This is a genomic window from Crenobacter intestini (assembly GCF_004919095.1).
In the GTDB taxonomy this organism is placed as follows: Bacteria; Pseudomonadota; Gammaproteobacteria; order Burkholderiales; family Chromobacteriaceae; genus Craterilacuibacter; species Craterilacuibacter intestini.
The window spans coordinates 94,014-117,878 of the sequence record NZ_STGJ01000001.1 but is presented as its reverse complement, the minus strand read 5'-3'; the positions used below and the strand labels follow the sequence as shown (position 1 = coordinate 117,878).

Sequence of the window (23,865 nt, the reverse complement as noted above, 5' to 3'; positions counted from 1 at the left end):
AGCCTTGAAGGCTCCCCTGCCGTGCCGGTGGCTTAACCGACCCAGCGCCGCGCGTTGGCGAACATGCGGAACCAGGCGCCGTTCTCGCCCCAGCCCTCCGGGTGCCAGCTCATCTGCACGGTCCGGAAGGTACGCTCCGGGTGCGGCATCATGATGGTGAAGCGGCCGTCGGCCGTCGTCACGCCGGTGATGCCGGCGGGCGAGCCGTTCGGGTTCATCGGGTAGGTCTCGGTCGGACGGCCGCCGAAGTCGACGTAGCGCAGCGCAACCGCCACCTCCGCCTGCGCGCCCGGCGCGAACACCGCGCGGCCTTCGCCGTGGCTGACCACCACCGGCAGCTGGCTGCCCGCCATGTCGGCCAGGAACAGCGACGCCGACGCCGGCACTTCAACCATGGTGAAGCGTGCCTCAAACTGCTCGGACGCGTTGCGCTTGAACTTCGGCCACGCCTCGGCGCCCGGGATGATCTCGGACAGGTTGGACATCATCTGGCAGCCGTTGCACACGCCCAGCGCGAAGCTGTCGTCGCGGCCGAAGAAGGCGGCGAACTCGTCGCGCGCACGCGGGTTGAACAGGATGCTCTTCGCCCAGCCCTCGCCCGCGCCCAGCACGTCGCCGTAGCTGAAGCCGCCGCAGGCGGCAAGGCCCTTGAAGTCGGACAGGCGGGTGCGCCCGGCGATGATGTCGCTCATGTGCACGTCGACCGCCTCGAAGCCGGCGCGGTTGAACGCGGCCGCCATCTCGAGCTGGCCGTTGACGCCCTGCTCGCGCAGTACGGCGATGCGTGGTCGCGCGCCGAGGTTCAGGTAAGGCGCGGCCGGGTTTTCGGTCGGCTCGAAGGTGAGTTCGGCGAACAGGCCGCGGCTCTTGTTGTCCGAGAGCAGCAGGTATTCGCTGTCGGCGCACGCCGGGTTGTCGCGCAGGCGCTGCATGCGGTAGCTGGTCTCGCTCCACGCGCGCTGCAGGTCGGTGCGCGGCTCGTTGAACAGCTCCTCGCCACGGTGCTTGATCACGAAGCGGTCCTTGCTGTTGATCTTGCCCAGCACGAACAGCTCGCGGCCGATGCCGGCCTTCATGAAGCGCGAGATCACCTCGGAGGTGTGCGCCTTCTTCACCTGCAGCACCGCGCCGAGTTCCTCGTTGAACAGCACGCGCATGATGCGGCCGTGCGTCGCCGCTTCCGGCGTCGGCTGCACGAAGTCGGCGATATAGCGCTGGGTGTTGCGCCGCTCGATCACCAGTTCCTGCAGGTCGATGCTGATGCCGACGCGTCCGGCAAACATCATCTCGGCGAGCGTCGCGAACAGGCCGCCGTCCGAGCGGTCGTGGTACGCCAGCACCATGTTGTCGCGCAGCAGCGACTGCATCGCGTCGAAGAAGCTGGCCAGTTGCAGCGGGCTTTCCACGTCTGGTGAGCGGCCTTCCATCGCCTTCCAGACCTGGCCGTAAGCCGGGCCGCCCAGGCGGCAGCGGCCGTAGCCCAGGTCGATCAGGATCAGGTCGGTGTCCTTGTCGGACTTCAGCTCCGGGGTGACGGTCTTGCGCACATCCTCGACCGGCGAGAAGGCGGAGACGATCAGCGACAGCGGCGCGGTGACCGCTTTCTGCTCGTCGCCCTCTTTCCACACCGTCTTCATCGACAGCGAGTCCTTGCCGACCGGGATGCTGACGCCGACCTGCTGGCACAGTTTGGAGACGGCCTCGACGGTGTCGTACAGCGCCGCGTCTTCGCCCGGGTGGCCGGCGGCGGCCATCCAGTTGGCCGACAGCTTGACGTTGCCGATATTGCCGACAAAGCTCGCCGCGATATTGGTCAGCGCCTCGCCGACCGCCAGGCGGCCGGACGCGGGCGCGCTCAGCAGCGCGGCCGGCGTGCGCTCGCCCATCGCCATCGCTTCGCCGCGGTAGGAGTTGAAGCCCATGGTGGTGACGGCCACGTCGGCGACCGGCACCTGCCAGCGGCCGACCATCTGGTCGCGCGCGGTCATGCCGCCGACGCTGCGGTCGCCGATGGTGATCAGGAAGCTCTTGTCGGCGACGGCCGGCAGGCGCAGCACGCGGTAAGCGGTTTCCTTCAGCGGGAAGCGCGCGGCGTCGAACACCACGGTCTCGCGTTCGACGCGCTTAACGTCGCGCTGCATGCGCGGCGGCTTGCCCAGCAAGACGTCCATCGGCATGTCGACCGGATTGTTGCCGAACACGTCGTCACGCACCTGCAGGTGGCCTTCTTCGGTCGCGGTGCCGAGCACGGCGAACGGGCAACGCTCGCGCTCGCAGATCGCGCGGAAGGTTTCCAGGTCGTCCGGGGTCACCGCCAGCACGTAGCGTTCCTGCGACTCGTTCGACCAGATCTGCATCGGCGTCATCCCCTTGTCTTCGAGGTTGACCTTGCGCAGTTCGAAGATCGCGCCGCGGCCGGCGTCGTTGACGAGTTCGGGGAAGGCGTTGGAGAGGCCGCCGGCGCCGACGTCGTGGATGGACTGGATCGGGTTCTGCTCGCCCAGTTGCCAGCAGCGGTCGATCACTTCCTGGCAACGGCGCTCGATTTCGGGGTTACCGCGCTGCACCGAGTCGAAGTCGAGGTCGGCGCTATTGGCGCCGGTATCCATCGACGAGGCGGCACCGCCACCCAGGCCGATCAGCAGGCCCGGCCCGCCCAGCTGGATCAGCAAGGCGCCGACCGGGATGCGGTTCTTGTGGATTTGCGCAACCTGGATGTTGCCGACGCCGCCGGCGATCATGATCGGCTTGTGGTAGCCGCGCATCTCGCCCGCGTACAGCTCTTCGAAGGTGCGGAAGTAGCCGGTCAGGTTCGGGCGACCGAATTCGTTGTTGAACGCGGCGCCGCCGATCGGGCCGTCCAGCATGATCTGCAGGGGCGACGCGATGCGGTCTGGGCGGCCGTATTCGGCCTGATTGTCGCTGTAGCGCTCCCACGGCTGGGTGAAGCCCGGGATGTTCAGGTTGGAGACGGTGAAACCGGTCAGGCCCGCCTTCGGGCGCGAGCCGCGGCCGGTCGCGCCCTCGTCGCGGATCTCGCCGCCGGAGCCGGTGGCGGCGCCCGCGAACGGCGCGATCGCGGTCGGGTGGTTGTGCGTCTCGACCTTCATCAGGATGGCGGTCGGCTCGCGGTTGAAGGCGTAGCTGTTGTCGCCGGCCGTCGGGTAGAAGCGGTCGATGAAGCCGCCCTCGATCACGGAGGCGTTGTCGGAGTACGCGACCAGCGTGCCTTCCGGGTGCGCATCGTGGGTGTCGCGGATCATGCGGAACAGCGACTTGGCCTTCTCTTCGCCGTCGACGGTGAACGACGCGTTGAAGATCTTGTGGCGGCAGTGCTCGGAGTTCGCCTGCGCGAACATCATCAGCTCGACGTCGGTCGGGTTGCGGCCGATGCGGGTGAAGTTTTCGACCAGGTAGTCGACTTCGTCGGCCGACAGCGCAAGACCCAGTTCGCCGTTGGCGGCCAGCAGCGCGTCACGCCCGCCGCCGATCACGTCAACCGAGGTCAAGGGCTGCGGCTCGATATGCACGAACAGGCGCGCCGCGTCGTCAAGGCCCGGCAACACCGTCTCGGTCATGCGGTCGTGCAGCAAGGCGGCGACGCGCGCACGCGCCGCTTCGTCCAGCGGCGACGCCGACTTCACGTAGTAGGCGGTGCCGCGCTCGATGCGGCCGACTTTCTCCAGGCCGCAGTGCTGCGCGATATCGGTGGCCTTGGACGCCCACGGCGAGAGTGTGCCCAGGCGCGGCGTCACCAGGAAGAGTTCGCCGTCGGGGCGCGCTGCGAGCGGCGCGTCGCCGTAGACCAGCAGCTTTTGCAGCGTCTCAAGCTCGCCGGCCGAGAGTTCGGCCGAGCATTCGGCGAAGTGCCAGAACTCGGCGGCGATGGCCAGCGGCGGCAGGCCAGCTTCACTCGCGCTTTCCAGCAGTTTTTCCAGACGGAACGAGGACAAGGCAGCACCGCCCTGCAGCTTGAGAAGGTAAGACATTCGACACCCGCGACAAATATCAGGGAAGCGCGTAATAATACAGGATAATGGCTTTTTTTATAAGGCACGCGGATGCTTTTCAGCATTGTATAGGTCATATCCGCGCGCCGGCGATACGATCGCCCGATAGCTTTACCTGGAGAAACCGATGAAGAAAATTGAAGCCGTCATCAAGCCGTTCAAGCTCGACGAAGTGCGCGAGGCGCTGTCCGAGATTGGCATCAACGGGCTGACCGTCACCGAGGTCAAGGGTTTCGGCCGCCAGAAGGGCCACACCGAACTCTACCGCGGCGCCGAATACGTGGTCGACTTCCTGCCCAAGGTGAAGATCGAGGTGGTTCTCGGCGACGACCTGGTCGAACGCGCGATCGAGGCGATCATCGCGGTGGCTCGCACCGGCAAGATCGGCGACGGCAAGATCTTCGTCTACCCGGTCGAACAGGTGGTGCGCATCCGCACCGGCGAGACCGGCGAAGAGGCGGTCTAAGCCCAGACGGCCGGCCTCAAGGCCAGCCAACGCCAAACGCCCCTTGACGGGGCGTTTGTTTTTTCTGCCATCCACCCTCCGGGCGCACAAGCCGGCCAGCGCCGGCCTTGTCGACGCCCGCCCTGTCGCCAGGCGCCACCCCTCACGTCAGACGCCTACACGCACGACCACCTTACCCTCGGCGCCGCCCGATTCGACCAGTCGGTGCGCGTCGGCTACCTGCGTCAGCGAAAACGTGTGCGGATCGATATGCGGGCGCAGCAGGCCGGCGTCCGCCAGTTGCGCGATGCGCGCGAGCCGCTCGCCGACGCGGGCAAGCGAGCCGCCGTGCACGAAGGGCGACAGCGAGAACACCACCGACAGGGTGAGCCCCTTGCCGTGCAACGGCGAGAGGTCGTGCGTCGAGCGCGCGGCGATGGCAACCACCTGAGCGCCCGGCGCGGCGGCGGCAAACGACGCGTCGAGCGACGCGCCCCCCACGCTGTCGAACACCACGTCGAAACCGCGCCCGCCGGTCAGCCTTGCAACGTAAGATGCGACCGGCTCGTCGCGGTAGTAGACGACTTCATCGGCGCCCAGCCGGCGCGCAAGTCTGCCCTTCTCCTTGCCGGACACCGTCGCCGTGACGCGGCAGCCGGCCGCGCGCGCGATCTGCACCGCAATGTGGCCGACGCCGCCGGCGCCGCCCTGCACCAGCACGCCCTGCCCCGGGCTTACCCTTGCGCGCTCGATCAAGCCCTCCCACGCGGTGAGCGCGACCACCGGCAGCGCAGCCGCCTCGACCATGTCGAGCGCGTCGGGCTTCCTGGCCAGCAGGCGCGCGTCGGCCAGCACGTATTCGGCGAGCGCGCCCTGGTGCGAGCGCAGGCCGCCGATCAGGCCGAACACCGCGTCGCCTGCTGCAAAAGAGGTCACCCCGTCGCCGACCGCGTCGACGATGCCGGCGACGTCGCCCTGCAACAGCGCCGGGAACGCCGGCGAGAGCGGCACCGCACCCGCACGGATCTTGCAGTCGATCGGGTTCACGCTGGTGGCCATCACCCGGATGCGCACCTCGTTCGGCCCCGGGTGCGGCCGCGTCAGCGTCGCCTCCTCGAATACGTCCACCCCGCCACAGCGGTTGATCAGCATCGCCTTCATGGTCGTCCCTTCCTGCTTCTACGCGCAAAAAAAGGGCGCCCGCCGTTGCGGGCCGCCCTGTCTGTCCTTCAGGCGCCGGACAACCGGCTTACCAGAACTTCCACCACGCGACTTCCTTGACTTGCCACGGCTGCTGCAGCCACTGGCTGTTCGGGTAGTTGAGCTTGAGTACGCGAGCCGAGTCGGCCGACAGGTCCTTCATGCCCAGCTTGTCGTAGGCGACCACCATGATTGCCAGCGCCTCTTCGTTGTGGCCGGTGTTGCTGTACTCCTTGACCACGTCCTGCGCACGGTTGGCGGCGGCCAGCCACGCGCCGCGCTTCATGTAGTAGCGGGCGACGTGCATCTGGTGGCCACCGAGGGCGGCGACCAGTTGCTGCATCTTCTCGGTCGCGTCCGCGCTGTACGGGCTTTGCGGGAAGCGCACGGTCAGCTCGCGGAAGGCGTTGAACGCCTCGTGCGCGGCGCGCGGGTCGCGCTCGCTCATGTCCTGCCCCGCCCACTTGGCGAGCGTCGTGCTATCGTCGTTGTAGTAGACGAGGCCCTTCAGGTAGTACATGTAGTCGAGGTTGGGGTGCGCCGGATACAGGCGGATGAAGCGGGTGGCCGCGGCGAGCGCCAGTTCAGGCTCCTGGTCCTTGTAGTGGGTGTACGCCTGATCCATCAGCGCCTGCTGGGCGTAACGGCCGTACGGGTAGCGCGCCTGCAGCGTTTCGTAGAGTTTGATTGCGCGCGTATAATTACCGCTGTTCAACTCATCCTTCGCTTCGCCGTAGATCTTCTCGACCGTCCAGCCACGCGTCTCGTCGTTCGGTTCGCTGGTTGAGGCGCACCCGGCGAGGCCCGCCACCATCAACACCGCAGCAAGATATCTTTTCATGACCAATCCTTATTTCGATGGCGACGATTATAACGACATCCCGGAAGAAAACGGGAGTCTCGCGGCACGCGAACTGACCGTGCCGTTCTCGTTCGCCGGCGAGCGCCTCGACGGCGCGCTCGCCAAGCTGCTGCCCGAGTACTCGCGCAGCCGGCTGACCCAGTGGATCAAGGACGGCCTCGTCACCGTCGACGGCAAGGTGGTCGCCGGCAAGACCAAGCTGATGGGCGACGAAACCGTGCGCGTCGAGGCGGTCGAACTGCCCGAGGAAGCCGCCTACCAGCCGGAAGACCTGCCGCTGAACGTGATCTACCAGGACGAGCACATCCTGGTCGTCAACAAGCCCGCCGGCATGGTGGTGCACCCGGCTTCCGGCAACTGGTCGGGCACGCTTTTGAACGCCCTGCTCTTTCACTACCCGGAAATTACCCGCGTACCGCGCGCCGGCATCGTGCACCGGCTGGACAAGGAAACCAGCGGCCTGATGGTGGTCGCGCGCACCGTGCCCGCGCAGACCGAGCTGGTGCGCCAGATGCAGGCGCGCAGCGTCAAGCGCATCTACCGTGCGATCGCCGACGGCGTGGTGCCGTTCGACGGCAAGATCGACACCCTGATCGGCCGCGACCCGCACAACCGCCTGCGCATGGCGGTGGTGAAGTTCGGCGGCAAGCAGGCGATCACCCACGTGCGCGTGCTCGAACGCTTCCCCTACCACAGCTATATCGAGTGCCGCCTGGAAACCGGCCGCACCCACCAGATCCGCGTGCACATGCGCGAGGCCGGCCACCCGCTCGCCGGTGACCCGGTGTACGGCAACCCGCGCCACAAGATGGACGAGGCAGCCAGCGAGGCCGTGAAGGCGCTCGGCCGCCAGGCGCTGCACGCGTACAAGCTCTCGCTCGTCCACCCGGTCAGCGGCCAGACCATGAACTGGACCGCGCGCCTGCCCGACGACATGAAGTCGCTGCTCGCCGTGCTGCGCGGCGAGACGGGCGAGATGCTCAGCGCGGGCGAAGACTGGGAAGACGACGAAGAGTGGGACGACGAGGACGACGGCGACGTGGAGGTGTTGTATGTCCGCGACTGAGTACCTGTCGGCCGGCTGGGCGGCGCCCTCCCGCGTACGCACGCTGGTGACCACCCGTGCCGGCGGCGAGAGCCAGGCGCCGTGGGCCAGCTTCAACCTGGCGATGCACGTGGGGGACGACGCGCTCGCCGTCGCCCATAACCGCGAGGCACTGCGCGCGCACCTGCCGGCCGAGCCGGCCTGGCTCAACCAGGTGCACGGCGTGCACGTGGTCGACGCCGGCAAGCTGGGTGGCACGGTGCCGGACGCCGACGCCAGCGTCGCGCACGGCGCGGGTGCCGTCTGCGTGGTGATGACCGCCGACTGCCTGCCGGTGCTGTTCTGCGACAAGGCGGGCTCGGTCGTCGGCGCCGCGCACGCCGGCTGGCGCGGCCTGGCCGACGGCGTGCTCGAGGCGACCGTCGCCGCGATGGGCGTACCCCCCGGCGAGATCCTCGCCTGGCTCGGCCCCGCCATCGGCCCGGACGCGTTCGAGGTCGGCGCCGAGGTCCGCGCGCACTTTGTCGCGCACGCGACCGAAGCGGCCGCAGCGTTCAGCGACATCGGCGAGGGCAAGTACCTTGCCGACATCTACCTGCTCGCCCGCCAGCGCCTGGCCGAGGCGGGCGTCACCGATGTCAGCGGCGGCGAACACTGCACGGTGATCGAGCGCGATCGTTTCTTCTCGTACCGGCGCGACGGCGTCACCGGCCGCATGGCGAGCCTGATCTGGCTCGAACCGTAAGCGCCCTGCCCGCCCCGCGACAAAACCCGGCTTTACGCCGGGTTTTTGTTTGTCCGCCGTCTGCGATACACCCACTACATGTAGTGCTGATGCAAATTCGCCACCGCAATATCGCTGAAACAGCGCGTCTTTATCCTGTCTGAAAAAATTTTTCGCGCCGCAAAGCCAGCCGCCACAAGGGCTTGCGTATTTATACGTCATGTCAAGCCTTGCGAACGCCCTGCAGCGACACTACCATTTGCGCATCAATAACCATCAAACACAATATGTGGTGTAGTGGCGGGTGCCGCTGCCACCATGCGGAGAGCTTCGATGCAATCGACCGTAGACAGCCAACTGGCGACCGAGATGGGCCGCGCCGCCGCGCCCGCGGCCGACGTCATCCACTACATGACCATCCGCCGCAACGGCGACGTGGTCGCCTTCGAGCCGGTGAAGATCTCGATCGCGGTGAGCAAGGCCTTTTTGGCGGTCGCCGGTGGCAGCCACGCCGCGTCGGCCAGCCTGCGCGACAAGGTCGCCCGCCTGACCGAAACCGCGGTCGGCGCGCTGATGCGCAGGAAGCCCGACGGCGGCGCCATCCATATCGAGGAGATCCAGGACCAGGTCGAGCTCGCGCTGATGCGCGCGGGTGAACACGACGTCGCCCGCGCCTACGTGCTGTACCGCGAAGCGCACGCCAAGGCGCGCGCTGCCGAGGCTGCCGAGCCGGCCGCCGAGGCCGTACCGGCGCTGACGGTGGTGCACGCCGACGGCCGCCACGCGCCGCTGGACGTCGCCGCGCTGCGCGCCGAGGTTGCCGCCGCCTGCGCGGGCCTGCCGGAAGCTGACGTCGAGGCATTGCTCGCCGACACCCTGAAGAACCTGTACGACGGCGTCGCGGCTGAGGAAGTGTCGCGCTCGGCGGTGCTCGCCGCGCGCGCCCGCATCGAGCAGGACCCGGCGTACGACTACGTGACCGCGCGCTTGCTGCTGGGCGCGCTGCGCGCCGAAGTGCTCTGCGAGCCGGTCAGCCAGGCCGGCATGGCCGCCGCCTACCCGCACGCGCTCGTGCGCAGCATCCGCGGCAATATCGACGCCGGCTTGCTCAACCCCGAACTCGCCAGCTTCGACTTCGCACGCCTGGGCGCCGCGCTCAAGCCTTCTCGCGACCTGAAGTTCGGCTACCTGGGCCTGCAGACGCTGGCCGACCGCTACTTCCTGCATGTGGCGGGCGTGCGCAGCGAACTGCCGCAGGTGTTCTTCATGCGGGTGGCGATGGGGCTGGCGCTGAATGAAACCGACCGCGAGGCGCGCGCCATCGAGTTTTACGAACTGCTCTCCAGCTTCGACTTCATGAGCTCGACGCCGACGCTGTTCAACGCCGGCACCCGCCACAGCCAGCTCTCCAGCTGTTACCTGACCACCCTCGCCGACAGCCTGGAAGGCATCTTCGACGGCATCAAGGACAACGCGCTGCTCTCCAAGTTTGCCGGGGGCCTCGGCAACGACTGGACGCCGGTGCGCGCGCTGGGCAGCCATATCCGCGGCACCAATGGCGTAAGCCAGGGCGTGATCCCGTTCCTGAAGGTGGTCAACGACACCGCGGTGGCGGTCAACCAGGGCGGCAAGCGCAAGGGCGCGGTGTGCGCCTACCTCGAGACCTGGCACGCCGACATCGAGGAATTCCTCGAGCTGCGCAAGAACACCGGCGACGAGCGCCGCCGCGCGCACGACATGAACAGCGCCAACTGGATCCCCGACCTCTTCATGAAGCGGGTGATCGCAGGCGAAGAATGGAGCCTGTTCAGCCCGGCCGAGACGGGGGACCTGCACGAGCTGACCGGCGCCGCGTTCGAGGCGCGCTACGCCCACTACGAGGCGCTGGGCCGCGCGGGCAAGCTGGCCGTCTACCGCACGCTGCCGGCCACCACGCTGTGGCGCAAGATGCTGACCATGCTGTTCGAGACCGGCCACCCGTGGCTGACCTTCAAGGACCCGTGCAATCTGCGCAGCCCGCAGCAGCACCTGGGCGTGGTGCACAGCTCCAACCTGTGCACCGAGATCACGCTGAACACCTCGGCCGACGAGATCGCCGTGTGCAACCTGGGGTCGGTCAACCTCGCCGCCCACCTGACCGACAGCGGCGAGCTCGACGACGCGCACCTCGCGCGCACCGTCAGCACCGCCATGCGCATGCTCGACAACGTGATCGACCTCAACTACTACCCGGTCGACAAGGCGCGCAACGCCAACCTGCGCCACCGCCCGGTGGGCCTGGGCATCATGGCGTTCCAGGACTGCCTGCACCGCCTGCGCATCCCGTACGCGAGCGACGCGGCGGTGGCGTTCGCCGACCGCGCGATGGAGCGCGTGGCCTACCACGCGTACTGGGCGTCGACCATGCTTGCCGAGGAGCGTGGCCGCTACCCGAGCTACGAGGGCAGCCTGTGGTCGCGCGGCATCCTGCCGCAGGACAGCATCGCGCTGCTCGCCGAGGCGCGCGGCGGCCTGCTGGAGATGGACCGCAGCGAGACGCTCAACTGGCAACCCTTGCGCGAACGCATCGCCCGCCACGGCATGCGCAACTCGAACTGCCTGGCCATCGCGCCGACCGCGACCATCTCCAACATCGTCGGCGTGTCGGCCAGCATCGAGCCGACCTACCAGAACCTGTTCGTCAAATCGAACCTGTCCGGCGAGTTCACCGTGATCAACGAACACCTGGTGCGCGACCTGAAGGCCGCCGGGCTGTGGGACGAGGTGATGGTCGCCGACCTCAAGTACTTCGACGGTAGCCTCGGCCGCATCGACCGCGTGCCGGGTGAGCTGAAAGCCCTGTACGTGACCGCCTTCGAGATCGACGCCAAGTGGCTGGTGGAGGCCGCCAGCCGCCGCCAGAAGTGGATCGACCAGGCGCAGAGCCTCAACCTGTACGTGGCCGGCGCCTCCGGCAAGCTGCTCGACGAGCTCTACAAGCTCGCGTGGCTGAAGGGGCTGAAGACCACCTACTACCTGCGCACGCTGGCCGCCACCAGCGCCGAGAAGTCGACCGGCCGCGGTGGCGAGCTCAACGCCGTGCCGACCGCCCCCGAGCCTGAGGCGCGCTTCTGCTCGATCGACAACCCCGACTGCGAGGCGTGCCAGTAAGCGGCTAGCGGGGCTACAACGGGGGTACGCTGTTTGAAACCATCCAATCGAAAGGACAAAACCATGCGCACCCTCGCTGCCCTGCTCCCCGTCTTGTTCGCCACCGGCTGCACGACGATGGCCGACCGCCTGCAAGGTTCGCTCAACCCGCCGCCGGGCGAAGGCTACGCGATCTTCTCGCTGACCGGCCGCACGCAGGACGCCAGCCGTTCGAGCGCCAGCGTTGAATGGCGCGGGCTTACCAATACCCTGTCGGGCAATGTGTACGCCAGCATGGGCACCGACACCGTGTTCGGCCCGAACGGCGACATGGCCGAGGGCAAGCTGGAACTGCTCACCCTGCCCGCCGGCCGTTACGAGCTGACCCGCGCGTACGGCTACTGGCCGACCGACACCGGCCCGTTCGGCAACGCGTTCACGCAGATCAGGAGCTTCACGCTCAATACCCCCTTTACCGTCGAGGCGGGCAAGGCGGTGTACCTCGGCCAGGTGCAGGTCCAGATGGACTTCAGGCCGACCGTGGAGCTGGGTGACGCGCAAACGCGCGACTTCGCCCACATGAAAAACGTCTGGAAGATAGACAACCTGAGCCAGGTGGTGGTGGCGCCGTTTGCGCCGCGCACCATCCCGGCCAACTGAAAACACAGGAAAGCCCATGCTGCATTTTGAAGAAGAAACCCGCGCCGCCACCCCCGCCCCGGCCGCCGGCCGCGTCAACGCCGTCGACAAGCGGGTGATCAACGGCGCGACCGACGTCAACCAGCTGGTGCCCTTCGCGCACAAGTGGGCGTGGGACAAATACCTCGCCCAGTGCGCCAACCACTGGATGCCGCAGGAAATCAACATGCAGCGCGACATCGAACAGTGGAAGACCGGGCAGTTGAGCAGTGACGAGATGCGCATCGTCAAGCGCAACCTCGGCTTCTTCACCACCGCCGACAGCCTGGCCGCCAACAATATCGTGCTGGGCACCTACCGCCACATCACCTCGCCCGAATGCCGGCAGTTCCTGCTGCGCCAGGCATTCGACGAGGCGATCCACACCCACGCCTACCAGTACATCGTCGAATCGCTGGGGCTGGACGAAGGCGAGGTATTCAACGCCTACCACGAGATCGGCTCGATCCGCGCCAAGGACGAATTCCTGATCCCCTTCATCGATACCCTGTGCGACCCGGCCTTCAAGACCGGCACCCAGCATGCCGACCAGCAGTTGCTCAAATCGCTGATCGTGTTCGCCTGCATCATGGAAGGGCTGTTCTTCTACGTCGGCTTCGTGCAGATCCTCGCGCTCGGCCGCCAAAACAAGATGACCGGCGCCGCCGAGCAGTACCAGTACATCCTGCGCGACGAGTCGATGCACTGCAATTTCGGCATCGACCTCATTAACCAGATCAAGCTGGAAAACCCGCAACTGTGGACCGAACCATTCAAGCAGGAACTGCTCGGCCTGTTCCGCCAGGCGGTGGAACTGGAATACGCGTACGCCGAAGACACCATGCCGCGCGGCGTGCTGGGCCTCAACGCCCCGATGTTCAAGGAGTACCTGCGCTTCATCGCCAACCGCCGGCTGCAGCAGATCGGACTGAACCCGCTCTACCCCAACGCCAACAACCCCTTCCCGTGGATGAGCGAGATGATTGACCTGAAGAAGGAAAAGAACTTCTTCGAGACGCGGGTGACGGAATATCAGACTGGTGGGGCGTTGAGTTGGGATTGATTTGGCCCACCGTCAAACCCCACCAAGCGTGACATAAAGCTCAATTCACTCGGCGTTGGCTGAAACCATCAATTCCTGCTCCGGATTCAGCCACGCTGTTCCTGCCAGTGGCCAGTTGTGCACCTCGCCTGACCCGCGCATACGGCCCGGCCGCCTGAGCCAGTAGCGCGACCTCATCTTGGCGCGTGAGATCGACGGGTAGATGTCTGGATGGATTGGCTCGAAGTACCTCACCCAGTTTGGGCTAGCTTGGCATCAGCACTTCGCGACATAAGGAACAGCAACACAGACAAAACCTGATTTTTCGTGGATGTAGAAACCTGCCCACCCACAACCAGCTAGTCAAGAAAGCGGCAGCCCTCCTCCATTGCCATTTCGCGAGGATGTCGATGATGGTGAAATCCGCACAAAACACCAGACACAATTGACATATCACTGCCCGATACGTACGCTGTAATACTGCACCGCAACGCCTCGCACAGCATGCAAAGCAAGCGGGGCGCGACAATCCCATCTGGCTGAGTAATTTCAGGCATCTGTAACACCACGTGTTTGAAATCAATGGAAAAGCACGTGGTGTCAGTAGTTATGCAGAAAGGGTAAATATACACTTGCACAGGCGTATACTTAACGCCAGTGGTTCATAATCCAGTTCGCAGATGAAAATACTACACAACATTTACCTTGGCATAAAGCGTCACCCACTAAAATTCTTGGTCGAGATATTCTTTGCTTACAGCGCCCTTTGGACGCTAGTCGAGTCGGGGTCCTACTTTTTTCAAGACATTAAGCCACAAGGCATTCTTTGTTATCTCGTGCTCGTTTTTATCGGCATCCTAGCTGCTTGCATACGCGCATACCAGCACCGCTCCTTTAGCTTCAAGATTAGCCATTCCAATACTGAAGTCACCGTTTCGTTCGGTGATTTATTTGACCATGGCGGATATCTCGCCATCCCAGTCAATGAGTTTTTTGATAGCAAGCTCGGACTCCCCGTCTCGCCAAAGTCGCTGCACGGAATAGTAGTTGACAAATTCTTCGGCGGTCATCCAACCTCGTTTGACCAGCTTCTCACAGTCGACCTCGCCAATACACCAGGACAAGATATTCAACGTGCTAACGGAAAGACGCGCCGATATCCAATCGGCACCACGGCCTCTATAAATACAAATTCACATCGGTTTCTTCTGTTCGCGCTATGCACTACTGATATTGTCACATTCAAAGCGTCCGCGACGATACCCGACTTGGTACGAGCACTTGAAGGCTTGTGCGCAAGAGCTCGTGTTGTGCTTGGAGGCGAAAGACTGATTATACCTCTCGTCGGCTCTGGATTATCCGGCATCGGCTTGCCCGCCAATCAACTCCTACAGCTAATTCTCTTGGTGCTCGTGAACGAGACTAAGAAGAACCAAGTCGCCTTGGATATCGAGATCGTGATTCATCCTGACCGATTTGATGAAATTGATTTTCACCTAATCGAAAACTTCTGGAGGTAACGTGGCATACCGTAACGGCACCTATGTAGCCTTTCATGCTGGCGGCACAACTAACCCAACAGCTTCAGATATAAAGTATTACAACACTATGAAGATGTGGTGTGCTAACAAGAATATAAATTTTTCACTGATCAATAGTCACGAAAAGACATCTGCTGTTCGAGACTCGTCGACTAGGGACACCCTTCGGCGAGCTCTAGTGGCGCGATTGAAAAACTCCAAGCATATGGTACTCATTCTTACGGCCGAGACAAAGAACGACACCGACTGGGTGCCGTTCGAAATCACTTACGCAGTCGATAAGTGCCAAATGCCGATCATCGCGGCATATCCAGACTTCGAATCGATACTGGCACCAGCACAGCTTTCCAATTATTGGCCGCAAGCTCTAGCTACTCGAATTTCAAATGGCACAGCTCGCGTGATTCACATCCCATTCAAAATGATTGCAGTACTCGACGCCATCGACCAATTTGGCATCGGGAATATCAAGTATCCCACCAATGGCTACGGCTTCTACAACCGAGAAACGCAAATTCAATGGGGCCTAATCAAGCCCTAACATTCGTAGCAGGGGGCGGCCCGCCCAACCCCGCTTATACAATCAAATATTCTGATATGCTACGAATCCTAGCCGAACAAGGAGAGTGGCATCATGACTATCAAATCTCGCGCCGCCGTGGCCTTTGCCGCCGGAGAGCCGCTGCAAATTGTCGAAGTCGACGTCGCGCCGCCGCAAAAGGGCGAGGTGCTGGTGCGCATCGTGGCGAGCGGCGTCTGCCACACCGACGCCTTCACCTTGTCCGGCGACGACCCGGAGGGCGTGTTCCCGGCCATTCTCGGCCATGAAGGCGGCGGCATCGTCGAAGCCGTCGGCGAAGGCGTGACCTCTCTTTCAGTGGGCGACCACGTGATCCCGCTGTACACCGCCGAATGCCGCGAGTGCAAGTTCTGCAAGTCCGGCAAGACCAATCTGTGCCAGGCGGTGCGCGCAACGCAAGGCAAGGGCCTGATGCCGGACGGCACCACCCGCTTCTCTTACAAAGGGCAGCCGATCTACCACTATATGGGCACCTCGACCTTCTCCGAGTACACGGTTGTGCCGGAGATTTCGCTCGCCAAGATCCCCAAGGACGCGCCGCTGGAAAAGGTGTGCCTGCTCGGCTGCGGCGTCACCACCGGCATCGGCGCGGTGCTCAACACCGCCAAGGTGACGGCCGGCTCGACCGTGGCCGTGTTCGGCCTGGGCGGCATTGGCCTCGCCGCCATCATCGGCGCCACCATGGCTAAGGCCGCGCGCATCATCGCGGTCGACATCAACCCGGACAAGTTCGCCAAGGCGCGCGAGCTAGGCGCCACCGACTACATCAACCCCAACGACTACGACAAGCCTATCCAGGACGTGATCGTCGAGTTGACCGACGGCGGGGTCGACTACTCGTTCGAGTGCGTCGGCAACGTCAAGCTGATGCGCGCTGCGCTGGAGTGCTGCCACAAGGGCTGGGGCGAATCAACCATCATCGGCGTGGCCGGCGCCGGGCAGGAAATCAGCACCCGCCCGTTCCAGCTGGTGACCGGCCGCGTCTGGCGCGGCAGCGCCTTCGGCGGCGTGCGCGGGCGCACCGAACTGCCGGCTTACGTGGACAAGGCGCAAAAGGGCGAGATCCCGCTCGACACCTTCATCACCCACACCCTGCCGCTGGAAGAAATCAACCAGGCGTTTGCGCTGATGCACGCGGGCAAGAGCATCCGCACCGTCATCCACTTCTAACGCACGCACGCCGGGCCGCCCGCGCGCGGCCCGCGCCGGGAGGCTTTCATGGATCTGGAAAAACTTTCCGATAGCCTGTGTTTTGGCGGGCGCCAACAGCGCTGGCGCCATCGCTCGGCAACGCTTGGCTGCGAGATGAGCTTCAGCGTCTACCTGCCGCCTCAGGCGGAGGCCGGCGCGCCGCTGCCGGTGCTGTACTGGCTGTCGGGGCTGACCTGCACCGACGAGAACTTCGTGCAGAAAGCCGGCGCCCAGCGCACGGCGGCCCAACTGGGGCTGATCCTGGTCTGCCCGGATACCAGCCCGCGCGGGGCCGAGGTTGCCAGGGCGCCCGACGGCGAGTGGGACCTTGGCCTTAGCGCCGGCTTTTACCTGAACGCTAGCGAAGCGCCGTGGGCTAGCCACTACCGCATGCACGACTACGTCGCCGACGAGTTGCCGTCTCTTATCGAGGCGCACTTCCCGGCCAGCGACCGGCGCGCGATCAGCGGCCACTCGATGGGCGGCCACGGCGCGCTGGTCACCGCCTTGCGCCGGCCGGGGCGCTACCGCTCGGTGTCGGCGTTCGCGCCGATCTGCCACCCCTGCGACTGCCCGTGGGGGCAGAAGGCGTTCCGGCACTACCTGGGCGACGACGAAAGCCGCTGGCAGGCATGGGACGCCAGCGTGCTGATCGGCCAGGCGCAGGAGCGGCTGCCGCTGCTGATTGACCAGGGCGAGGCCGACGCCTTCCTCGCCAGCCAGTTGCGCCCGGAAGCGCTCGTGGCGGCGGCAAGCGCCGCCGGCTACCCGCTGACGCTGCGCAGGCACCCGGGTTACGACCACAGCTACTTCTTCATCGCCAGCCTGATCGACGAGCACCTGCACCACCACGCGAAGGCGCTTGGCCGCCTGGCGTCATAGGGCTGCCAACCCTGCCCGCGACGACCGGTGTGGCCAGGGCATATGAATGGCTACGCCGTAATTAAAAGTTGGGGGTGCTGTTGCGGACATCGCGGGCTGTTCTTGCGCCAGTCTCCCTTCCGCGTAGGCTCGCGCCGGCAACAAAGGTGCTGGCGAGGTTTTAAGCTGGCCCTTGTTCGAGCGATTCGACGGTAGCGAATACCCCGCTGGGCGAATCAAAGATTCGCACGCATGGAGTTGGCCAGCGCCTCGCCAGCGTCTTTGTTGACGGGGAAGTCGCGAGCCTTCGGGGGCGCTTGGGATGCAAGGGGCTTGTCGCCACAAGCCCCTTGCCCGTTCGTATTCCCTCGCGCCGCTACGCTTGCCGCGCTCGGTCAGCGCGGAAGCGGCACTCAAACACGTCCGCGCAGCGGACACAAAACCCTGGCTCAACCTGCCAACTTACTGTTGGGTATCGCCATACAAAAACCGGCCAGACATACGTCTGGCCGGTTCCGTTTTTAGCAAGGCAGCCAAGCCGCGTTACAGCTTGAACCGCCCGAACTCGTCGCCCATGCGGCGGGCGGCGGTGTTGAGCGCCTCCAGCGTGCTGCTGACGTCCTGCAGCCGGCTGTCGTTTTCCAGCACCTGGCCGTTGATTTGCTCGGTGCTCTGAGCGATCTGGGTGGTCGCCACCTGCTGTTCGCTGGTCGAGTGGCTGATTTCACCCATCTTGCTGACCACCTCGCCCATCGCACGGCGGATGCGCTCGATCTGTTCGACGGCGTCGCGGGTGACGGTAACGCCGTCTTCCACCGACCCGACGGTGCGGTTGACGTCGCCCACGGCCTGCTCGGTCTCCTCGCGGATGGTTGCCACCATGCCGGCGATCTGCTGGGTCGCCTGCGCGGTGCGTTCGGCAAGCTTCCTCACCTCGTCGGCGACCACCGCGAAGCCGCGGCCCTGTTCGCCGGCACGCGCCGCCTCGATCGCGGCGTTCAGCGCCAGCAGGTTGGTCTGGTCGGCGATGTCACGGATCACGTCGGTGATGCCGGAAATTTCCTGCGAGCGGGTGTTGAGCACGCCCAGCATGTCTTCCAGCGAGCGCACCGAACCTGCCGTGCTCTCCATGCCGGTGCACAGGCGGCTGATGCCCTGCGCGCTCTCTTCCAGTTCGCCGCGCGTCGCACGCACCAGCTGGTCGGCCTGCTGCGCGCCGTCGGCGATCTGCGCGATGCTGACGGTAATCTGTTCCAGCGTGGCCGCGTTGGCGCTGGAGACGTCGGACAGGCTGCTCGAGCCGGCCGCCACTTCGCTGACCAGGCGGCTGGAGTCGGCCACGCCACTGGCGACCTGCCCCGCCTCGCCGCGCAGGCTGCCGAACAGCGTGCGCAGGCCGGCGACGAAGGTGTTGAATGCCTCGGCGGTTTGCGCGATCTCGTCCTGCCCTTTCACCGGCAGCGCACGGGTGAGATCAGCGTCGCCCTGCGAGATTTCGCGCATCGCGTCGCGCAGGCGGGTCAGCCCGGCGAGCATGCCGCCGATCACGGCGCCGCCGACCAGCACCAACACCAGCATCACGCCGACGGTCGAGCCGCCCAGCAGGTAGCTCAGGCGGGTGATCGGCGCGTCGAGCAGCGCCTCGTCCATCGCCACACCGGCGATCCAGTCGGTTCCATCGACCGGGTGCAGGGCGACGACCATCTCGCGTCCGTCGACCACGATGGAGCGCCCCTCGTCTTCGGCCGCCATGCTGGCGATCTTGTCGCCGGTCAGCATGGGGGCGACCTCGGACACCGGCTTTTGTACATGCTCGGCCTGCGGGAAGGCAATGACGGTGCCGTCCTTGTCCAACAGGAACACGTAGCCGTCGGCGCGCACCTTGCGCTCGGCCAGCTGCGCGAACAGCTTGTCGACCAGCACGTCGGCGGCGATCACGCCGGCGAACGCGCCGTTTTCCTTGAACGGCACGCTCAGGGTGACCGCCAGCTTCTTGCTGAGCACGTCGACGTAAGGTTTGGACAGCGCAGCCTCGCCGCTTTGTTTGGCCTGCTGGTACCACGGGCGGGTGCGGGCGTCGAAGCCGGCCGGCAACACCTTGCCTTGGTCGGATACGAAGCGGCCGTCTTCGTAGGCGACGCCCAGGTTCTCGAAGCCGCTGATGCGCGCCTGGCGGTCGATCAGGCGCGGCAGGTCGGCCGCCTGCGTTTCGTCGTCGATGCTGCGCGCGTCACGCAGTTGGTCGGTATACCACTGGCCGAGCAAGTCGGCCTCGCTGCGGGCGAGCGAGCTGATCTCGGCGTCGCTGCTGTCGATCAAGGCGCGGCGCATCTGGGTAAACGAGATGGCAAACAGGATGGCTGCCAACAGCAGCAACAGGCCGGCGCACAACAACACCAGCCGAGCTTTCAGGGTCTTGAACACGGACGCTCCTCGTTGGGCCGGCGCAGGTGGTAGTCTCAGCCATGGCCGGCAACTTTGCATAAAACGTACGCACAGTATATCCATATACGCTTATGTTTTAATGGATATCTACTCAAATCGAGGATGCTACTTGCGAAATGCTCAATAACGGGACGGCCAATCCATTTGACAAGTCAAGTTGGCGTGCATTAGCTTTCAAACATGGAATCTACGCTCTATGCCTTGCTCGATCGCAACGCCCTACCCTACCTGCGCTACACCCATCCGCCGGTGTACACCTGCGAAGAGGCGGCGCGGCTGTGCCCGGCCATGCCCGGCGCCGAGACCAAGAACCTGTTCCTGTGCGACAACAAGGGCAAGCGCCACTTCCTGGTGACGGTGCCGGCCGACGCGAGCGTGGACCTGAAGGCACTGGCGCCGCTCTTGGACGCCAAGAGCGTGCGCATGGCGTCGCCCGAGCGCTTGTTGCGCTGCCTGGGCCTGACCCCGGGTGCGGTCACCCTGCTGGCCACCTGCAACGACACAGACCACGCGGTCGAGGTGGTGATCGACCGCGCACTGTGGGACGCCGACGCGGTGCTCGCGCATCCGCTCGTCAACACGGCGACGCTGTCCTTGCCGCACGACACGATGGTTCGTTTCCTGGCCGTGACCGGGCATACGGCCCGGGTCATCGACGTGCCGCGCCCCGCGTAAGACACGGCGCCTTCCTTTTCCCACGGGCGCGACGCGCCTGTTTTCTGCCGGCACCCGATGAACCGACGCCATACCGTACCGTTCGCCTTCGCGGCCGCCATCGCCGCCACGCTGGCGGTCGCCGCCATTTCGTCCGCCTTGCTGTTCTGGCAATTCAACGCCGAGCTCGACCAGCAGGTCCGCCCGGCGCAGGCACGCAGCAGCCGGATGGTCGACACGGTGTTCGCCGAACTGGCGGCAGGCAGCCGCTATGCGCTGGCGCTCTACCGTGCCAACCCTGATTGCACCGCCATCAAGCCGCGCCTCGCTCAGTGGGAGTTCGCGCGCCCCTTTGTCAGCGCCCTGCTGGTCGGCGACCGCGACTGGCAGCTTGTGTGCAGCAACTACAATACCGGCCTCTCCTGGCGGATGGACCCGCGCCCGGATAACAGCTTCACCGTGCTCTACCCCAACCAGCCACCGGCGCAGCCGGCACAGCGCCTGCCCTTGCTGTACCACACGCGCGTCGGCGACGGCTTCACGGCCAAGACCAGCGTGCCGCTGGCTGCGGCGACCCTGATGCTCGACAACGCCGAGCACGACCTGTTCGAGCACCAGCTGCTGGTCAACGGCAAGCTCGCCGGCACCGGCCTGCCTCCCCCATCGGCAAGTCCGGACGAACTTGTGTGGGCGCACGGCAGCCCGCGCTACCCCTACACGATCCGGACACTGCTAAGCACCCGCAATCGCGACACCCTGTTTATCCAGCAATCGCACACCGCCCTCATGGCCCTTGCCCTGTTGTCGCTGAGCGTCGGCGTGTTCGCCTACGTGTGGCTGCGCCGCAGACTGGGCATCGAAGAGTTGCTGCATCAAGCCTTGCGTCGCGACGCTTTCGAGCCCTATCTGCAGCCGATCGTCGACGGCCGCGACGGGCAACTGGCCGGCGCCGAACTCCTGATGCGCTGGCCGGGCGCGCCCGAACACTATGGGCGGCCGGATCTCTTCATCCCCCCGGCCGAGCAAAGCGGCCAGATCGTGCCGATGACCTGCGCGATCATGGCCAGGCTCGAGGCCGCTCTCGCAGGGCACCGCCTGCCGCCAGACTTTCACCTGAGCGTCAACGTGGTGCCCGCGCTTTTGACCGCCCCGGCCTTCCACGCGCGCTGTGCCAGCCTCGCCGCAAGGCTCGCCCAGGACAATGCGCGGCTGTTGCTGGAAGTCACCGAGCGCCAGCACGCCTCGCTCGACACGCTGCCGCCAGCACTCAGCGGACTGCTCGACCGCTACCGGATCACGCTGGCGATCGACGACTTCGGCACCGGCCGCAACAACCTCGCGACGCTATACGACTGCCAGCGGGTCTCGGTGCTGAAGATCGACCGCAGCTTTGTCGACGGTTACCGGCCTGGCGACGACAACCCGCTGCTTGACGCAGTGATCATGATCGGGCGGCGCATGGGGTTTGAGCTGGTCGGCGAAGGCGTCGCCGACGAAGGCGTGCGCGCCTACCTGCTGGCGCTCGGCGTCCACTACCATCAGGGCTTCCTGTACGGCCATCCGGTGCCCGTGGCCGACTTTCTCCGGCATCTGGACGCACACGCAGTTAGCACAGCCGGCGCAGCTTTGCCGCCGCTTGCAGCCCGTTCCGAGCACTCTATTCAAATTTACTAATACTTGACGCCAATCAAATGACACATGCGCCGAAGGGGTTGTCTGGCAACGCCATCGGCGTATGGTGGCGCTTGCGATAGCGCTATCGATTTCACGGGTCGCCTCCACGACCAGCCGGCCACAAGCCGGCTGCCTGCGGCCGGCACACGCCTGCCGCCCTGCCGCGCGCGACCTTGCCTACCGGCTTTTGCCGGGTGACTTCGACAAGGAGCGTCGCATGAGTACCACGCCCCCACGCTGGCGGCTGTTCAAGACCTTTCCGTCCGCCTTCACCATCCTGTTCCTGATCATGCTGGTCGCCATCGGGCTGACCTGGATCGTCCCTGCCGGCGCCTTCTCCAAGCTGTCGTACGACAAGCCCGCGCAATCGCTGGTCGTCACGCCGCCGACCGGGGCGAGCCACAAGGTGCCGGCGACGCAGGCCGAACTTGACCGGCTGGGCGTCAGCATCGACGTCAAGCAGTTCGTCGACGGCACCATCCGCAAGCCGATCGCCATTCCCGGCACCTACGAGCGGCTGCCGCAGTCGCCCAAGGGGCTGGCCGACGTCACCGAGAGCATGGTCAAGGGCACCATCGAAGGTGTGGACATCATCGTGTTCATCCTGGTGCTGGGCGGGCTGATCGGCGTGGTCAACTCGACCGGCGCGTTCAATTCGGGCCTGGTCGCCCTCTCCAGGAAGGCACAGGGCAACGAGTTCCTGTTCGTCGCCCTGGTGTGCACGGTGATGGCGCTGGGCGGCACCACCTGCGGGCTGGAAGAAGAGGCGGTCGCCTTCTACCCCATCCTGGTGCCGATCTTCCTCGCGCTGGGGTACGACTCCATCGTCTGTGTCGGCGCCATCTTCCTCGCCGCGTCGATGGGCACCACCTTCTCGACGATCAACCCGTTCTCGGTGGTGATCGCCTCCAACGCGGCCGGCATCGTGTTCACCGAGGGCATCCTGTGGCGGGTGTTCGGCCTGGTGGTCGGCACCGCCACCGTGATCGGCTACCTCTACTGGTACTGCAAGCGGGTCAAGGCCGACCCGAGCTTCTCCTACACCTACGAGGACAGCGCGGCCTTCCGTGCGCGCTTCCTGGAAGGCGGCTCGCTGACCGAGGCCGAACCCCTGACGCTGCGCCGCAAGCTGATCCTTGCGCTGTTCGTCGCGGCGTTCCCGCTGATGGTGTGGGGGGTGATGGCCGGCGGCTGGTGGTTCCCGCAGATGGCCGCGTCCTTCCTCGCCATCGCGATCATCATCATGTTCATCTCGGGCGAAGCCGAGAAGGACCTGGTCGACGCGTTTACCAAGGGCGCGTCCGAGCTGGTCGGGGTGTCGTTGATCATCGGCCTCGCCCGTGGCGTCAACATCGTGCTCGACCAGGGCATGATCTCGGACACCCTGCTGCACTACGCGTCGGGCCTGGTGGCCGGCATGCACGGCAGCGTGTTCGCGGTCGCGCAGATGCTGGTCTTCACCCTGCTGGGCTTCGTGGTGCCGTCCTCGTCGGGTCTTGCCGTGCTGTCGATGCCTATCATGGCGCCGCTGGCCGACACCGTCGGCATCCCGCGCTACATCGTCGTCTCGGCGTACAACTGGGGGCAGTACGCGATGCTGTATCTGGCGCCGACCGGCCTCGTGCTGGCGACCACGCAGATGCTGGGCATGCGTTTCAACCACTGGGTGCGCTTCGTGCTGCCGATGGTCGGCTTCGTGCTGGGCTTCGGCGCGCTATTGCTGGTGGCGCAGGTGATGCTGGCCTGAGCTTCGCCAACCGGCAAATGGTGGCAGGCGGCACCCG

17 protein-coding genes are annotated in these 23,865 nt (G+C 65.3%); 13 read left to right on the top strand and 4 right to left on the bottom strand.

All coding sequences use genetic code 11. The annotated features are described in order from the left end of the window. Positions 1 to 32: 32 nt before the first annotated feature. Positions 33 to 3,989 carry a phosphoribosylformylglycinamidine synthase gene (gene purL / locus E5K04_RS00520; protein WP_136550944.1) on the bottom strand — a complete coding sequence of 1,319 codons (3,957 nt, stop codon included), beginning with the start codon at positions 3,987 to 3,989 and terminating at the stop codon, positions 33 to 35. 148 nt (positions 3,990 to 4,137) lie between these two features. Between purL and E5K04_RS00515 the strand changes: the two genes are divergently transcribed. Beyond that, a complete protein-coding gene (locus E5K04_RS00515) occupies positions 4,138 to 4,476 on the top strand; it encodes a P-II family nitrogen regulator (protein WP_136550943.1) in 339 nt (112 codons plus the stop codon). Between the two features lie 147 nt (positions 4,477 to 4,623). On the opposite strand, the gene E5K04_RS00510 is transcribed toward E5K04_RS00515, so the two are convergent. Continuing rightward, entirely contained in the window at positions 4,624 to 5,616 is a 993-nt protein-coding gene (locus E5K04_RS00510) for a zinc-dependent alcohol dehydrogenase family protein (RefSeq protein ID WP_136550942.1), read from the bottom strand. Positions 5,617 to 5,704: 88 nt separating this feature from the next. Beyond that, complete coding sequence (locus E5K04_RS00505) at positions 5,705 to 6,496, bottom strand: outer membrane protein assembly factor BamD (protein WP_136550941.1); 792 nt, start codon at positions 6,494 to 6,496, stop codon at positions 5,705 to 5,707. Between E5K04_RS00505 and rluD the strand changes: the two genes are divergently transcribed. The 9 genes from rluD (at position 6,495) to fghA (ending at position 17,329) form a co-directional block, all read left to right on the top strand. Next, positions 6,495 to 7,583 (top strand): 23S rRNA pseudouridine(1911/1915/1917) synthase RluD, encoded by a 1,089-nt coding sequence (rluD, locus tag E5K04_RS00500; RefSeq protein WP_136550940.1) that lies wholly within the window; start codon positions 6,495 to 6,497, stop codon positions 7,581 to 7,583. The genes E5K04_RS00505 and rluD overlap by 2 nt on opposite strands. Beyond that, positions 7,570 to 8,307, top strand: coding sequence for a peptidoglycan editing factor PgeF (pgeF, locus tag E5K04_RS00495; RefSeq protein WP_136550939.1), 738 nt, complete (start codon positions 7,570 to 7,572; stop codon positions 8,305 to 8,307). The genes rluD and pgeF overlap by 14 nt, the downstream gene beginning before the upstream one ends. A 312-nt stretch (positions 8,308 to 8,619) precedes the next feature. Beyond that, positions 8,620 to 11,436: a ribonucleoside-diphosphate reductase subunit alpha gene (locus E5K04_RS00490; RefSeq protein ID WP_136550938.1), complete on the top strand. Its 2,817-nt coding sequence runs from the start codon at positions 8,620 to 8,622 to the stop codon at positions 11,434 to 11,436. A 63-nt stretch (positions 11,437 to 11,499) separates the two neighbouring features. After that, on the top strand, positions 11,500 to 12,075 hold the full coding sequence (locus E5K04_RS00485; protein WP_136550937.1) for a hypothetical protein: 576 nt from the start codon (positions 11,500 to 11,502) through the stop codon (positions 12,073 to 12,075). Positions 12,076 to 12,091: 16 nt separating this feature from the next. Beyond that, on the top strand, positions 12,092 to 13,156 hold the full coding sequence (locus E5K04_RS00480) for a ribonucleotide-diphosphate reductase subunit beta (protein WP_136550936.1): 1,065 nt from the start codon (positions 12,092 to 12,094) through the stop codon (positions 13,154 to 13,156). A 659-nt stretch (positions 13,157 to 13,815) separates the two neighbouring features. Next, positions 13,816 to 14,655, top strand: a complete 840-nt coding sequence (locus E5K04_RS00475) for a macro domain-containing protein (protein WP_136550935.1) — start codon at positions 13,816 to 13,818, stop codon at positions 14,653 to 14,655. A 1-nt stretch (position 14,656) separates the two neighbouring features. Next, complete coding sequence (locus tag E5K04_RS00470) at positions 14,657 to 15,217, top strand: TIR domain-containing protein (protein ID WP_136550934.1); 561 nt, start codon at positions 14,657 to 14,659, stop codon at positions 15,215 to 15,217. Between the two features lie 93 nt (positions 15,218 to 15,310). Next, positions 15,311 to 16,426 carry an S-(hydroxymethyl)glutathione dehydrogenase/class III alcohol dehydrogenase gene (locus E5K04_RS00465; RefSeq protein ID WP_136550933.1) on the top strand — a complete coding sequence of 372 codons (1,116 nt, stop codon included), beginning with the start codon at positions 15,311 to 15,313 and terminating at the stop codon, positions 16,424 to 16,426. 54 nt (positions 16,427 to 16,480) lie between these two features. Further along, positions 16,481 to 17,329 carry an S-formylglutathione hydrolase gene (fghA, locus tag E5K04_RS00460; protein ID WP_407920067.1) on the top strand — a complete coding sequence of 283 codons (849 nt, stop codon included), beginning with the start codon at positions 16,481 to 16,483 and terminating at the stop codon, positions 17,327 to 17,329. 522 nt (positions 17,330 to 17,851) lie between these two features. Here the strand turns inward: fghA and E5K04_RS00455 are convergent. After that, the gene (locus E5K04_RS00455) at positions 17,852 to 19,732 is read right to left on the bottom strand and encodes a methyl-accepting chemotaxis protein (RefSeq protein ID WP_168929113.1); all 1,881 of its coding nucleotides are present in this window, start codon (positions 19,730 to 19,732) and stop codon (positions 17,852 to 17,854) included. A gap of 201 nt (positions 19,733 to 19,933) precedes the next feature. Between E5K04_RS00455 and E5K04_RS00450 the strand changes: the two genes are divergently transcribed. The 3 genes from E5K04_RS00450 to E5K04_RS00440 all read left to right on the top strand — a co-directional run bounded on the left by E5K04_RS00450 (position 19,934) and on the right by E5K04_RS00440 (position 23,828). Then, positions 19,934 to 20,428, top strand: a complete 495-nt coding sequence (locus tag E5K04_RS00450) for a prolyl-tRNA synthetase associated domain-containing protein (RefSeq protein ID WP_136550930.1) — start codon at positions 19,934 to 19,936, stop codon at positions 20,426 to 20,428. 57 nt (positions 20,429 to 20,485) lie between these two features. Then, positions 20,486 to 22,081: an EAL domain-containing protein gene (locus E5K04_RS00445; protein WP_136550929.1), complete on the top strand. Its 1,596-nt coding sequence runs from the start codon at positions 20,486 to 20,488 to the stop codon at positions 22,079 to 22,081. Positions 22,082 to 22,298: 217 nt separating this feature from the next. Further along, positions 22,299 to 23,828 (top strand): YfcC family protein, encoded by a 1,530-nt coding sequence (locus E5K04_RS00440; protein ID WP_136550928.1) that lies wholly within the window; start codon positions 22,299 to 22,301, stop codon positions 23,826 to 23,828. Positions 23,829 to 23,865: the final 37 nt, after the last annotated feature.